We start from the raw sequence: 13343 nt of genomic DNA, 5'->3' as shown, positions 1-13343 counted from the left end.
CTTGTCGGCCGTAAACGGCGGACCCGTCCTACCCGCCCTACAGAGTGATCACCAGATTCTCGGTGGGCAGTGTCTGGCAGGCCAGCCGCCAGCCTTCGGCGAGTTCGTCGGCCGAGAACACTCCCCGGTCGTCGGTCTCGAAGGTGCCGGAGAGCACCCGCACCCGACAGGTGCCGCACGCGCCTTCGCCGCACGACTGCGGCAGGGGTACGCCGACGGCGTTGGCGGCGTCGAGGACCGACTGCCCGGGTGAGCAGGGGAACGCCGCGGAGCCGCCCGCCAGGTCGATCATGTATGCGGGGACACCGGCCGCCGCGGCGGCAAGAGCGACGGCGTGCGCCTTCTCCCGACGGGTCTCCTTGCTCCGGCCCGACACGAAGGCTTCGGTGTGGATGGCCTCGCGCGGCACCCTCAGTTCCGTCAGGCAGCCGATCAGATCCCGCATCATCGACGCGGGTCCGCACAGGTGCACGCGGGTCGTCGGGCCGGCATGGGGCCGTAGCTCGTCCAGCCCGATCCGCCCCTTCCGGTCGGTCAGGAAGCACGCCACCTCCAGGCCCGGCAGCCGGGCCTGGAGTGCGGTGATCTCCGGCCTGAACAGCACTTCGTCCTTAGACCGTTGGCTCGCCAGCAGGGTGATCCGGCCCGTGTGCCCGGCATCGGCCGCCGCGAGCAGCACACTCATCAGCGGGGTGATGCCGACGCCCCCGGCGATGAGCAGGAGCGTGCCCTCCTCGACACCCGGCTCCGGCTCCGGCTCCGGCTCCGGCCCCGGCTCCCAGGTGAACTCGCCGTGCGGACCGCTCACCCGCAGGGCGAGCCCGACCTCCAGCTCGTCGTGCAGGAATCCGGAGCCGAGCCCGTCCGGTTCGTGCTTCACCGCTATCTCCACGAAGCCGTGCTCGGCGGGGCTGCTGCAGATCGAGTACGACCGTTCGATCGGCTCGACGGCGACGGGCAGGTCGACCTTCACATACTGTCCCGCGACGAACGAGAACGGCATCGTGTCCCCGGCCAGGGGTGCGAAGCGGATCCTGCGGACCGTCGGCGTCAGCGTCTCGATGCCGGCCACGCGCAGATAGCCCTCCCAGGGCGTTGCCGGATCCCGGGCCACCGCCCCGCCGGAACGGATGGCCCGCCACATCGTCCCGAGCTGCCGCGGTTTCAGCACGGCGTTCGCCGCCATCAACCCGCCCGCCAGCGCCCCCACCACACCGGAACCCCAGGCGTCCTGCCCGGCCACGAAGAGCCCCTTGACCGGTGTACGGCAGCCCGCCCGCGCCGAACGCAACCGCTGGGGAGTCGCCGCGAGTCCGTAGAACGAGCCCCGCACGCTGTGCTGATAGGTCTCGAACGACAGCGGTGTCGCCAGTTCGGCGAAGGCGACCGTGTCCCGGAAACCGGGCCAGCGTTCCTCCAGGCGGGCGAGCATCCGCCCGGTCACCTCGTCCTTGAACCTCCGGTAGTCCTCCGGCCGCTCGGTCCCGGGCGTCCCGCGCCACCGGTCGACCAGCTTCGGGTCGACGAGTTCCAGCAGCTCCACGGTGTGGAAGCGGGCGGCCGGGTTGTTGAGCGACGCGAACGACACATACAGCGTGCCGTCCCCGGGAGGGCGCCCGGTGCCGTCGTGATCGTCGAGATCCGGCATGAACCAGTGGTTCTCGCCGCGCAGCCCGAACGCGGCCGGTGAGCGGTCCAGCCCCAGGAACAGCATGACCGCCGACCGTTCCTCGGGCAGCTCGGCCAGTTCGTGGCTCTTGCCGATCAGGGCGTAGGTGTTGCGCACTCCGGCCGCCGAGACGACGGTGTCCGTCCGTACGCGGTAGCGGCGGCCGGTGCCGGTGTCCTCGACGTCGACGCCGGCCACCCTGCCCCGCTCCACGAGGACCTCGTGGACCCGCTGCCGGGAGCGCACCTCCACGCCGTACCGGCCCAGGATCTCCAGAACGACCCGGTTGAGCTCCTGCGGGCCGCCCACGGGGTGTGCGGTGCCTTCCATGAAGAAGGTCAGCGGGACCGCCGCGTGACAGCCGAACGCGCCCGACGCCGGCGGAGTGCCGTAGAGCCCCCACCGGGCGGCCATAACGGCGCGCAGGCGCGGGTCGCGGAAACTGCGGGCGACCTGATCCCGCAACGACCGGAACGTCGACGGGAACAGCCGCTCGACGACGGGCGCACCCGCTCGTCGCAGCCCGGCGGGGAACGACGCGAGGACATTGCGCGCGGTCAGTCCCGCCATGGCCCGGCGCGTGGTCCGGAAGAACGCGTCGATGGCGTCGGCCTCGGCGGGGAACCGTTCCTTCAGACGCGCACGGAACCGTTCCTCCGTGGCGGGGACGGCAAAGTCGAACCCCGGGAAGTGGAGCGCGTCGTACTCGTCCGGCAGGGGCGAGAGCTGCGCCCGTCCGTCCGTCATGAACCCCAGGAACGGTCCGGCGCTCGCGCTCATGTAGTGCAGCCCGGTGCCGAACCGGTAGCGCCCGGCGCGGGAGAACTCGTGCGTCATCCCGCCGGGCGTGTAGTGCTGTTCGAGGACGAGCACCCGCCTCCCCCCGAACTGCGCGATCGTGCGCGCCGCCGCGAGACCGCCCATGCCCGACCCGATCACCACGACATCGGCTTCCTCGTTCGACACCGTCCGCACCCCCAGTCGTCCGTCCTCCGAGGGCTCAGACACTGGCCGCACCGGCTTGACGTCGACTGAACGATCCGTGAAGGCCACCGGGAACCGCGTCTCGGGCGCGTTCCCTTCCCGTCCAGTGCGGCGCCCTAGCTTCGGACACGGCCGTCGTCCGAAGGAGAGGTTGGTCCATGATGAACGGGAATCCGACGATCGTGCTCGTACACGGAGCCTTTGCCGACAGCAGCGGCTTCAACGCCGTCACCAAGCGGCTCGTCGCCGACGGGTATCCGGTGGTCGCCGCGCCGAACCCGCTGCGCGGGCTCGCCTTCGACGCCGCGCAGGTCAGGTCGCTGCTGGACAGCATCGAGGGACCGATCGTGCTGGTCGGCCACTCGTACGGCGGAGCGGTCATCTCCGCCGCCGCCGAGGGAAACGCGAACGTGAAGGCCCTGGTCTACCTGGCGGCGTTCGTGCCGGAGACGGGCGAGAGCGTGCAGGCACTGGTCGAGAAGTTCCCGGGCAGCACCGTGGGCGAGTCCCTGAAGCCGGTGCCGCTGTCCGACGGTCAGGTCGACCTGTACATCGACCCGAAGGTCTTCCATCCCCATTTCGCGGCCGACGTCTCGGCCGAGGAGGCCACGCTCTACTCGATCGCACAGCGCCCGGCCACCGCCGCCGCCCTCGGTGAGCCCGCGGCCGGACCGCAGGCCTGGCACACGATCCCGAGCTACCACCTGATCAGCGGCGCCGACAGGATCATCCCGCCGGCCACGCAGGAGTTCATGGCCCAGCGCTCCGGCGCGAAGATCCAGGTGGCCGACGGGGCCTCGCACCTGGTGTTCGTCTCCAGGCCGGGCGCGGCGGTGGGCCTCATCGAGACGGCCGCGCAGGAGCGGGTGCTCGGGCGATGACACCACTGCACACGCACATGCGCACCGATCCACCGAGCCACCCATCCGGCGATCCACCCATCCGGCGATCCACCCTTCCCTGGGAGGGAACATGCACAAGAGCGAGAAGGCCCTGAAGTGGGGCCTGTGGATCCACCTGTTCTGGTACCTCGTCGCCAATCTCGCCCAGGTGGTGCTGTGGGCGATCCTCACCCCGGATCACTTCTTCTGGCCCCTGTGGTCGATCGTGGGATGGGGTGTCGGGCTGGTGAGCCACTTCTGGGCGATCCGTTCGCATTCCCGCTCACTCGCCCGGCCATGACCCGAGCCGCCGCCACACGGAAGGACAGAGACGCATCATGTCCGAGAAAGTAGTTCCGGGCCGCAACACCGCCGCCGCCGAGGGCGAGGTCGTCGTCTTCCACATCGGGCTGCGGATCAACCGGCTGCGCGCCTTCTCCAGTTGGTTCCCGGCGTTCATGTCGATGCCGCGCATGCTGCGCGAGCTGTCACGGGAAAAGGACAGCGGGCTTCTCGGCTACAAGGTGCTCTACGGCAGCCCCCGGGACTTCTACGTCGTCCAGTACTGGACCGACAAGGAACGGCTCCTCGCCTACGCCCACCAGCAGGACGCCGAACACCGGCCCGCGTGGACGGCGTTCAACCGCCGGGCCCGCGCCGGGAAGGGGCACGTGGGTATCTGGCACGAGACGTTCATCGTCCCGGCGGGCTCCTACGAATCGGTGTACGTCGACATGCCCGCCTACGGCCTCGCCGCCGCGACAGGCGTCGTACCGGTCGGCAGACGCGGCGACACGGCGGCCCAGCGCCTGAGGGCGACGAAGAGCTGAGCCATGTCCCACGCACGACTCAGCTTTCGTTCCGTCCGTCAGGTCCGACGAGGATGGCCCGGTGCACGAAGGCGGGCGGAAGGTTCCCCCACACCGCCTTCGAGCGCTCCAGCCGGTCGAAGCGGCAGGCGAGTTCGGCGGTGAAGTGGCGGGCGGGCGGGGTCCAGGCCGCGTGCAGATAGGCGAAGGTGGTGAACCGGCCGCCGGGCGCGAGGACTTCGGTCACGGCGTCCAGGATGTGCCCGCGCCGGTCCTGCGGCATGACCGTCCACGGCAGCCCGGAGACCACCGCGTCCACCGGTTCGCCCACCGCCGCGGCCAGCCCGGCGGCCGAACCCCGGACCACGGTCAGTCGGCTGTCGCGCCGGGTGGCCGACAGCCGGGCCGCGAGCACCGGGTTGAGCTCGATGGCGACGAGCCGTGCGTCGGGTGCGAGCCGGGCGAGGATCGCGTCGGTGAACACCCCGGTTCCCGGGCCGAGTTCGGCGACGAGCCGGGCCCCCTCCAGGCCGATGCCCTCGGTCATCGCGTACGCCAGCCGCCGTGAACTGGCGGCCACGGCACCGGTCATGAGGGGCCGTCTGAGGAACTCGGTGGTGATCGACATGGCGGCCATGGTGGAAGCGCCCCGGGTGGCCGCACGTCGTATCCCCGGCCGGTGTCCGTACGACTGCGGGAGGACCCGGTGACGCCCGCCAGGACGATGCCGGGGAGCGGGCCCCGGCCGTAGCGTGAGGCGGTGCAACGGCTGATCGAGACCCTGCCCCGCCTGCGGCGCGGACATCCGTGGCTGACGGACGTTCTGCTGCTCGTGCTGGTGGCCGTGCCCCCGGTGATCCGCCCGCAGCCGGGCTGGCGGCCCGTCTGGGTACAGGCGGGCGTCTACGCCGCGCTGGTGCTGCCCCTGCTGTGGCGCCGCCGCCGGCCGGTCCTCGTCGCGGCCCTGGTGACGGCCGCGTTCTGGGCGCAGTACCTCGGGCAGGTGTGGGGACAGGAGCCGGGACGCGGCGCCGTCGCCCTGGCCGCGGTCCTGGCCACCCTCACCGTGCGCGGCCTGCGCCGCGCCGCCGCGGCCACGGTGGTCTGTGCCGCGGGCTGCGTCCTGCTGTGGATTCCCGCCTGGCAGCGGGAGTACGAGGGTCCGGGTGCCCGCGGCGCCTGGCTCACCCCGCTCGCCGTCGGTCTCCTGCTGGCCGGGGCCTGGGTGTTCGGCGAGTACGTCCGGGCCCGCCGCGCCTATGTCGCCGAGTTCGAACGACGGGCCGCGCTCGCCGAGTCGGAGCGCCTGGCCCTGGCCCGGGTCGCCGTCGCCGAGGAGCGGGCCCGCATCGCCCGAGAGATCCACGACGTCCTCGCGCACAGCGTGAGCGTGATGGTGCTCAACGCCGAGGGCGGCAGGCTGATGCGGCACGCCGACCCCACGGTCGTCGACCGCACGCTCGGTGTCATCAGTACGACCGGCCGCGAGGCCCTGGACGAACTGCGCCGGCTGCTGGAGGTCCTGCGTACCCCCGACGCGGACGCCCCGGCCGGCGGCCCCGGCAGCGGTGGGGCCGGCGCCTCGCTCGCGGCCGATCTACGGCGGCTGGTCGCGCGCCTCAACACGAGCGGCACGCGCGCCCGGCTGGACCTTCGTGGAGAGCGGGGCGGTCTTCCGACGGACCTCACCGCGCAGACGTACCGCATCGTGCAGGAGGCGCTCACCAACGTCGTCAAGCACGCGCCGCCGGACGCCACGATCCATGTACGGCTGGACACGGGCATCGAGGGGCCGGGGCGGCTGGTCCGCGTCCGTGTGGAGAACTCAGCCGGAGCGGGAACCGTCCCGGAGCACCCCAGCCCACCGCCTTCTCCCGGTCACGGCCTCACCGGCATGCGCGAACGCACCGCCCTGTACGGCGGGAGCGTCGACGCCGGGCCCACGCCCGACGGGGGCTACCGCGTCACCGCGACCCTGCGCCCCACTCGGTCCGAGCCCACCACGGCGACCCCATGACCGGCCGGACCCCGACCCCCTCACCGTCGCGGGTGCTGATCTGCGACGACCAGGAACTCATCCGGATGGGACTGCGCATGGTCATCGACAGCCAGCCCGACCTCACCGTGGTGGGCGAGGCCGCCGACGGGGAGACGGCGATCACGGGCGTGGCGGCCCTGGAACCGGACCTCGTCCTGATGGACGTACGGATGCCCGGCCTGGACGGACTCGCCGCGACCGAGCACCTCTGCGCGCAGCCCGATGGACCCCGGATCCTTGTCGTCACGACCTTCGACCTCGACGAGTACGCCTACGCGGCCCTGCGCGCCGGCGCGAACGGCTTCCTCGTCAAGGACGCCCCCGCCGAGGAGATCCTGGTGACCGTCCGGGCGGTGCTGCGGGGCGAGATCATGGTGGGGCCCTCACTCACCCGGCGCCTGGTCGACCGCTTCGTCCGCCAAGCCCCCGCCTCCGTGCCCGCCCAGCGCACCCGACTGGCCGCGCTCACCGACCGGGAACGGGACGTCCTTGTCCTGGTCGCCGGAGGACTGACCAACGGCGAGATCGCCGACCGCCTCTTCGTCGGGGAGACGACCGTCAAGACCCACCTCGGGCGCATCCTGACCAAACTCGGCCTCCGCGACCGTATCCACGCGGTGATCTTCGCCTACGAGAGCGGACTGATACGGGCCGGGGACTGAACAACGTCCCGAAGAACGACCTTGCCGATGTCGTACCGTTCCTCGGGACCTGAGGTCATGCCTGCAGCAGGCATGCCTGATGAGGACGGCGACGGCCGGTCAGTGGCCGCCCCGGTGCGCGTGCGCTTCCGCGAGGAGGAGATAGCTGCTGGCGGTCCAGGTGTAGGCGCGGTCGCGCAGGCCCGTTCCGGTGAGGGCGTCGAAGTTCTCGGCGAAGCCGTGGGTCTCGCACAGGGCGCGGAAGCGGGCGCTGATGTCGTCGGCGAGGCGGTGGTGGCCGGCGCGGCGCAGACCGTCCTCGACGAGGACGGTGGCGGGGGCCCAGATCGGGCCGCGCCAGTAGCCGTCGGCGAGGTAGTGCGGCGAGGTGGTCCGTTCGGTGGCGAGGCCGTACGGCGTCAGATGGGTTTTGATGTGGTCGGCGAGCGCGGCGGCGACCTCGGCGGGGAGGTGCTCGCCGAGCACGACGGGCATCAGGTCGAGCAGGCTCGCGCTGCGCCAGGTGTCCCCGGTGGCGGCGTCCCGGGCGACGAACCGGTCTGTGTCCCAGAGCTGGTCGAGCAACGCCGCCTGGAGGTCCTCGGCGGTCCGTGTCCATCCTCCGGCCTCGTCGGGTCTTCCCAACTCGGCGGCCAGCATGGCGAGTTGATGGAGTTGCAGGACGAGGAAGGCGGTCAGGTCGGCGGTGACGACCACGCGCGCGGGGTCGAAGGTGGTCGCGTTGTCCCAGCCGCTGTCGTTGCCGTGCTGGTAGTAGGGCAGTTCGGCGTCCGGTGCGCGTCGCGCGGTGAGCCAGAAGTCGGTCCAGCGCCGCAACCGGTCGTAGATCGTGGCCAGTTCGTCCGTGCCGGGCGGGACCGGGAGCCGGCGGCGCAGGCGGCCGAAGGCCCAGCCGTGGATGGGCGGCTTGACGAAGTTGTGCAGGACCTCGGAGTGCGTGACCGAGTCGGGCAGGGCGCCACTGTCGTCCTGGTGGTCGAAGGGCAGGGAGAACTGGTGCAGGGCGAGTAGCGGGCGTCCGGGTGCCAGCGCGAGGGCGTTGAAGCAGTGGTCCCAGCTCCAGACCTTGTCCATCCAGTGCTTGGACATCAGCACGGCGGGCCGGGTGACCAGGCCCGTGGGCCGTACGGTGGCCGACCAGACGACGTAGGCGGCGAGTTCGGCGGCCGGAGTGGCGGCCGAGCGCCAGGGGGCGATGTCGTCGACGAACTCCGCGAAGCTCCTCCGCGCGGTCCGGAGGATCTCGTCGAAGGATGCGGTGGACCCGTACGGCGGGCGGGCGGTGTCGAGTTCCTCGATCGCGAGCTCCCAGGTGCCGCCCGCGTCCGCGGTCACGGCGACCCCGCGGTCGGCGCCGCCCAGTGCCTGGGCACCGGCCGGCTCCCCGCGGGCGCCGGACAGGAGCGTGACGCGGTAGCGGCGTCCGGTCTCGTACGAGGTGAACACATGGGCGTTCGCCGCCGGGTCGTGGAAGAAGTACGTCCCGCTGAAGGGGGTCAGGGTCCGCGCGGCGGCGAGGACGCCGAGACCGAGGCCGCTCCCCCGCAGCCGAACGGTGTCCGGCGACGCGTAGACGAGGTCGACACGGCCGCCGTCCCGGCCGATCCAGCTCAGCAGGCCCGGGGTCGCCTCCACGCGGGTCTCGGCACGGCCGCCCCTCGCATCGAGGGAGACGAGGCGCAGGACGGCGTGCATGCCGTTCTGGTGCGAGACGAGGTGGAGGTCCTCGGCGCGCGTCCTCTCCGCCAGCACGGGCGAGATGCCGAACCAGGAGCCGTACGTGCTGAACGGGATGTCGTGGACGGAGAAGGCCGGGCCGGACGGGGCGGCGGTCATGGGGCGTGACTCGATTCTGCAGCAGGGCGACGGCCGGCCGGGCGCGTGGGCTCGGCCGTCGTGACAAGGACAGGGGGAGCGGCTCAGTCCTTGACCGCTCCGGCGGTCACACCGGCGGCGACATAGCGCTGGGCGAGGACGAGGATGACCGCGGCCGGCAGCGAGGCCACGACGGCGGTGGCCATGATGGCGTTCCACTGCTGGTTGTTGTTGCCGATGTAGTGGTAGATGCCGAGGGTGATCGGTTCGTGCGCGCCGCCGTTGACGAGGGTGCCGGCGAAGACGAAGTCGGACCAGGACCACAGGAACGCGAACAGGGACACCGTGACGACGGCGTTGCGGCTCATCGGCAGGACGATCGACCGGAAGGTGCGCAGCGTTCCGGCGCCGTCGGTCCTCGCGGCCTGGAGGAGTTCGCCGGGGATGCCGGACATGAACGCGGTGAAGATGAGCACGGCGAAGGGGACGGCCAGGGTGGAGTCGGCGACGATCAGGCCGGGGACGGACTGGAGCAGGCCGAGGCCGAGGTAGATGGCGTAGAAGCCCATCGCCATGATGATGCCGGGGATCATCTGGGCGGCCAGCAGCAGGAAGCTCAGGAGGCCGCCGCCGCGCGGGCGCAGCTTGGCCAGGGCGTAGCCGGCGGGCGCGGACAGCGCGACGGTCAGCGCGACGGTGCCCAGGCCGATGACGAGGCTGGTGCCGAGGTAGGGCAGCTGCACGTCGAGGACACTGCGGTAGCCGGCCAGGGTGCCGTGGGTGGGGAACAGGTCGGGCGGGCTCTTGCGCATGTCCTGGTCGCGGGTGAAGGACACGTTGATCATCCAGTAGACCGGGAAGAGCATGATCGCGGTCAGCAGCAGCCCGACGGCCGTCTTCCAGCCGGTTCTCATGACTGCACCTGCTTCCGCTGGACCCTGATGTAGACCAGGCCGAACAGCAGGGCCGCGACGACCAGCAGGTTCCCGACGGCCGCTCCGGGGCCGAAGGCGGGCAGGAGGTTGCCGAAGCCGAGTCGGTAGGACCAGGTGGCGAAGGTGGTGGAGGAGTCCGCCGGGCCGCCCTTGGTCATGATCCAGATGATGTCGAAGACCTTGAGCGTGTAGATCAGTCCGAGCAACAGCGTGATCGCGGACACCGGCCGCAGCAGCGGGAAGGTGACATGGCGGAACCGCTGCCACGCACCGGCCCCGTCGAGTGCCGCCGCCTCGTACAGGCTCGCGGGGATGGACTGCAGGCCGCTGTGGAGGACGACGAGGTTGAACGGGACGCCGATCCAGATGTTCGCGATGATCACCGAGGCCAGTGACCAGGACGGCGAGGTCAGCCAGTGCACCGGGTCGACGCCGACGACGCGCAGGGCGGCGTTGACGATCCCGGAGTCGCTGTTGAGCATCCAGGACCAGGTGGAGGCCGAGACGATCAGCGGCAGCAGCCAGGGCACCAGGAACAGGGCCCGCAGGGTGGCCGAGAGCCGGAAGTGCTGGTGGAAGAAGACCGCGAGCGCCAGCCCGATGGCGTACTGGAGGGCCAGGCAGACGGTGGTGAAGACCACGGTGTGCAGCAGGGCCGGGGCGAAGACCGGGTCGTCGAGCACGGTCCGGTAGTTCTGCAGGCCGGTGAACGGCGCGTCGCCCCGGACGAACGAGCGGACGGTGTAGTGGCGCAGGCTGAGGTCGAGGTTGCGGTAGAGCGGATAGGCGTAGAAGAGGGCGAGGTAGAGGGTCACGGGGGTGAGGAACCCCCAGGCGGCCCACGGGGTGGAGGTGGGCCGTCGCCGGGTGGTGGCGCGGTCCGGGCGTGGGGCGGCGCCGGCCGCCCCGCCCCGGACGCGCACGGACCCGGGGTCCGGCAGCTTCGTCTGGTTCATCGGTGCTCCGGGGAGTCCTGGCTACCGGGCGGCGGACTGCGCGGCGGCCAGCGCGTCCTTGGGCGACCGGGATCCGCTCAGGGCGGACTGGACGGCCTTCCACAACTGCTCCGAGATCTTGGGGTACTTGGTGCCGAGGTCGTCGCTGGTGCGTCCCTTGGCCGCCTTGACCGCGTCCACCCAGGGCTTCAGCTCGGCGTTCGCGGCCACCTGCTTGTCCTGGACCGCGCCGGTGGGGGCCACGTAGGACAGCGTGGTGTCGGTGGCGTAGCTGTTGTCGCCGCTGGTCAGGCAGGTCACCAGCTTCTGGGAGGTGGTGTAGCGGCCGGTGTCGTCCTGGACGGGGATCGTGACGAACTCGCCGCCGGTCGGGGCGGAGGCGTTGCCCCCGTCGGCGGCGGGGACGGGCAGGACTCCGTACGGGAAGCCGGCCTTGTCGGCGTTGGCGAGCTGCCAGGTGCCGTTCTCGGCGAAGGCGTAGTCGCCGGCGGCGAACTCCTGCCAGCTGGTGGTCTGGGTGTTGTCGAGGACCGAGTTGGGGGCGTATCCGTCGTCCAGCCAGCCCTTCCAGAGGGAGAGGGCGGACTCGGCCTGGGGGGAGTCGAGTGCGGTCAGCCGGGCACCCGAGCCCCAGAACCAGGGCAGGAACTGGAAGCTGCCCTCCTCGGTGCCGATGGCGGAGAAGGTGATGCCCTTCTCGCCGGACTTCTTGACCTTCGCCAGCGCCGCGGTCAGGGAACTCCAGTCCTTCACCGAGGCGATGTCGACGCCGGCCTTCTTCAGCACGTCCTTGTTGTAGTAGAGGGCGAGGGTGTTGGCGCCGATGGGCGTGCCGTAGGTCTTGCCGCCGGACTGGCCGGCCGCGAGCAGGTTGGGGTCGACCGCGGAGGTGTCGAGCTTGTTGTCGTCGGTCGTGGTGAGCACGCCCGCCTCGGCGAGGGTGGAGACTACCGGGTTGTCGACGATGAGGACGTCCGGGGAGTTGCCCTGCTGTGCCGCGAGCAGCGTCTTGTTGGCCAGGTCGCTGGTGTCGAAGGCGGTCCGTTTGATCTTCACCCCGGCCTCGGTGCCGCACCGGTCCAGCAGCTTCTTCCAGTCCGAGGCCTTGTCGAACTGCGGGTACGGGTCCCAGACGGTGTAGGTACCGCTGCCGGCGCCGTTGCTGTCGGTGCTGCCCGAGCCGGAGGAGCAGGCGGTGGCACCGCCGACGAGGGCGAGGACGGTGAGGGCCGCGGTGGTCAGCCGGCGCTGTCTGGAGGAGTGGGTCATGGCGGATTCCTTCGTCTGCGGGCGTGCGGGTGCCGAGGGCATGGGGTCTTCACGCGTGCGGGTGCCGGGCTTCGGGCGGTGCGGAGGCGCCTGCGGGGCCGGGGCCACGGGTGGTTTCGGGCATACGGGTGCCGAGGCACGGGGTGACGGGGTGAGTGCGGGCACGGCGAACGGCGCTGTCGAGCGGTTCGTTGCGTCCCGTGAGGTGAGGTGGTGTACGGCGGTGGTGTCAGATGGTGGTGACGGGCCCGGCGGGTCCGGTGCTGGCCCGCAGGGAGATGGGCGGCGTCAGGAGGTGGTGGCGGGGCTGGGCCCCGGGGTGGCCGAGCCGCTCCATCAGCAGGTCGACGGCGCGGCGGCCCATCTCCTCGGCGGGTACGTCGGCGGCGGTGAGCTGCGGGGTGACCGTCTCCGCCCAGCGGGCGGCGACGACCCCGGTGACGGAGAAGTCGCGCGGCACATGGCGGCCCGCCCGGGCGAGCCCCCGGTAGAGGCCTCCCAGCGCGGCCTCGTTCAGGGTGACCAGGGCGGTGGTCGCCGGGTCGTCGTGGAGGATCCGCTCCAGGCAGTCCTGCCCCGAGGCGGCGTCGTCCCCGCAGCAGTACGTCCGGACCGTGAGCCCGCGTTCGGCCGCGGCCTTGGTGAAGCCGTCGAGGCCGCGGTGGGCGGACTCGTACCCGGCCCGCAACAGCTGTTCGGGACGGTTGACGAAGGCGACCCGGCTGTGACCGAGGTCCGCCAGGTGATGGACGCACGCCGCCGCCAGCGCGGTGTGGTCCAGGCCCACCCACCAACCGCCCTCGGGGTGCGCGGTGCGGCCGATGGCGACGGAGGGGAAATCCAGGGCGGCCAGGTGATCGACCCGGTCGTCCGCCAGCCTGATCTCCATCAGGATCGCCCCGTCGACGCGCCGCTCCCCCAGCAGCCGCTGGAACGAGCGGTCGCTGTCCACGCCGCTCGGTGAGAGCAGCACGTCGTGGTCGTGGGCCGCCGCGGCCTCCACGACACTGCCGATGAAGTCGAGCTGCATCCCCGTGTAGTGGTTGCCGGCCGGCGGGAAGACCAGACCGACGGTGCTGGTCCGGCCGTTGGCCAGGGCGCGTGCGCTGGCGTTGGGCCGGTAGCCCAGCTCGTCGATGACCTGCTGGATCTTCAGGCGGGTCTCGTCCGAGACCGGGCGCTTGCCGCTCAGCGCGTACGACACGGTGCTCCGCGAGACACCGGCCCTGCGGGCGATCTCACCGATGTTCACGGGACTCCTTCGTCGAACCGGTTCGCGTGAAGTGAAGGTAGGAATCGCCCACCCTGCTGTCAACACCCTGGAC

Annotated in this window: 12 protein-coding genes; 5 read left to right on the top strand and 7 right to left on the bottom strand. The window is 71.4% G+C overall.

All coding sequences use genetic code 11. The annotated features are described in order from the left end of the window. Positions 1-37 precede the first annotated feature (37 nt). Positions 38-2635, bottom strand: coding sequence for an FAD-dependent oxidoreductase (locus ABZ490_RS41785; protein ID WP_359002778.1), 2598 nt, complete (start codon positions 2633-2635; stop codon positions 38-40). 176 nt (positions 2636-2811) lie between these two features. On the opposite strand from ABZ490_RS41785, the gene ABZ490_RS41780 reads away from it, so the two are divergent. From ABZ490_RS41780 to ABZ490_RS41770, 3 genes are all read left to right on the top strand, one after another. Continuing rightward, a complete protein-coding gene (locus ABZ490_RS41780; RefSeq protein WP_359002776.1) occupies positions 2812-3534 on the top strand; it encodes an alpha/beta hydrolase in 723 nt (240 codons plus the stop codon). Between the two features lie 91 nt (positions 3535-3625). Then, complete coding sequence (locus ABZ490_RS41775; protein WP_359002774.1) at positions 3626-3835, top strand: 2TM domain-containing protein; 210 nt, start codon at positions 3626-3628, stop codon at positions 3833-3835. Between the two features lie 37 nt (positions 3836-3872). Further along, complete coding sequence (locus ABZ490_RS41770; RefSeq protein ID WP_359002772.1) at positions 3873-4364, top strand: DUF4188 domain-containing protein; 492 nt, start codon at positions 3873-3875, stop codon at positions 4362-4364. Positions 4365-4383: 19 nt separating this feature from the next. Here ABZ490_RS41770 and ABZ490_RS41765 read toward each other — a convergent pair whose 3' ends face one another. Beyond that, entirely contained in the window at positions 4384-4971 is a 588-nt protein-coding gene (locus ABZ490_RS41765; RefSeq protein WP_359002770.1) for a methyltransferase domain-containing protein, read from the bottom strand. 132 nt (positions 4972-5103) lie between these two features. Between ABZ490_RS41765 and ABZ490_RS41760 the strand changes: the two genes are divergently transcribed. Further along, a complete protein-coding gene (locus ABZ490_RS41760; RefSeq protein ID WP_359002768.1) occupies positions 5104-6360 on the top strand; it encodes a histidine kinase in 1257 nt (418 codons plus the stop codon). Further along, positions 6357-7043, top strand: coding sequence for a response regulator transcription factor (locus ABZ490_RS41755; protein ID WP_359002766.1), 687 nt, complete (start codon positions 6357-6359; stop codon positions 7041-7043). Before ABZ490_RS41760 ends, ABZ490_RS41755 begins: the two co-directional genes overlap by 4 nt. A gap of 99 nt (positions 7044-7142) precedes the next feature. Here the strand turns inward: ABZ490_RS41755 and ABZ490_RS41750 are convergent, their stop codons facing one another. The 5 genes from ABZ490_RS41750 to ABZ490_RS41730 form a co-directional block, all read right to left on the bottom strand. Continuing rightward, on the bottom strand, positions 7143-8879 hold the full coding sequence (locus tag ABZ490_RS41750) for a trehalase family glycosidase (protein ID WP_359002764.1): 1737 nt from the start codon (positions 8877-8879) through the stop codon (positions 7143-7145). 83 nt (positions 8880-8962) lie between these two features. Beyond that, complete coding sequence (locus ABZ490_RS41745) at positions 8963-9772, bottom strand: carbohydrate ABC transporter permease (protein ID WP_359002762.1); 810 nt, start codon at positions 9770-9772, stop codon at positions 8963-8965. Then, positions 9769-10749, bottom strand: coding sequence for a sugar ABC transporter permease (locus ABZ490_RS41740; protein WP_359002760.1), 981 nt, complete (start codon positions 10747-10749; stop codon positions 9769-9771). The genes ABZ490_RS41745 and ABZ490_RS41740 overlap by 4 nt, the downstream gene beginning before the upstream one ends. Positions 10750-10770: 21 nt before the next feature. Beyond that, positions 10771-12018, bottom strand: a complete 1248-nt coding sequence (locus ABZ490_RS41735; protein ID WP_359002758.1) for an extracellular solute-binding protein — start codon at positions 12016-12018, stop codon at positions 10771-10773. Positions 12019-12247: 229 nt separating this feature from the next. Then, complete coding sequence (locus ABZ490_RS41730) at positions 12248-13270, bottom strand: LacI family DNA-binding transcriptional regulator (RefSeq protein ID WP_359002756.1); 1023 nt, start codon at positions 13268-13270, stop codon at positions 12248-12250. Positions 13271-13343 lie beyond the last annotated feature (73 nt).

The sequence above is a fragment of the Streptomyces sp. NPDC005811 genome (assembly GCF_040630405.1).
Lineage (GTDB): Bacteria > Actinomycetota > Actinomycetes > Streptomycetales > Streptomycetaceae > Streptomyces.
The sequence above is the reverse complement of the archived record's forward strand: the minus strand, read 5'-3'. Positions and strand labels throughout refer to the sequence as shown.

Coding starts and splice junctions, on each gene's coding strand:
- ABZ490_RS41780 (WP_359002776.1), top strand. CDS start 2,812: ATGATGAACGGGAATCCGACGATCGTGCTCGTACACGGAGCCTTTGCC.
- ABZ490_RS41770 (WP_359002772.1), top strand. CDS start 3,873: ATGTCCGAGAAAGTAGTTCCGGGCCGCAACACCGCCGCCGCCGAGGGC.
- ABZ490_RS41755 (WP_359002766.1), top strand. CDS start 6,357: ATGACCGGCCGGACCCCGACCCCCTCACCGTCGCGGGTGCTGATCTGC.
- ABZ490_RS41775 (WP_359002774.1), top strand. CDS start 3,626: ATGCACAAGAGCGAGAAGGCCCTGAAGTGGGGCCTGTGGATCCACCTG.
- ABZ490_RS41735 (WP_359002758.1), bottom strand. CDS start 12,018: ATGACCCACTCCTCCAGACAGCGCCGGCTGACCACCGCGGCCCTCACC.
- ABZ490_RS41765 (WP_359002770.1), bottom strand. CDS start 4,971: ATGTCGATCACCACCGAGTTCCTCAGACGGCCCCTCATGACCGGTGCC.
- ABZ490_RS41745 (WP_359002762.1), bottom strand. CDS start 9,772: ATGAGAACCGGCTGGAAGACGGCCGTCGGGCTGCTGCTGACCGCGATC.
- ABZ490_RS41750 (WP_359002764.1), bottom strand. CDS start 8,879: ATGACCGCCGCCCCGTCCGGCCCGGCCTTCTCCGTCCACGACATCCCG.
- ABZ490_RS41740 (WP_359002760.1), bottom strand. CDS start 10,749: ATGAACCAGACGAAGCTGCCGGACCCCGGGTCCGTGCGCGTCCGGGGC.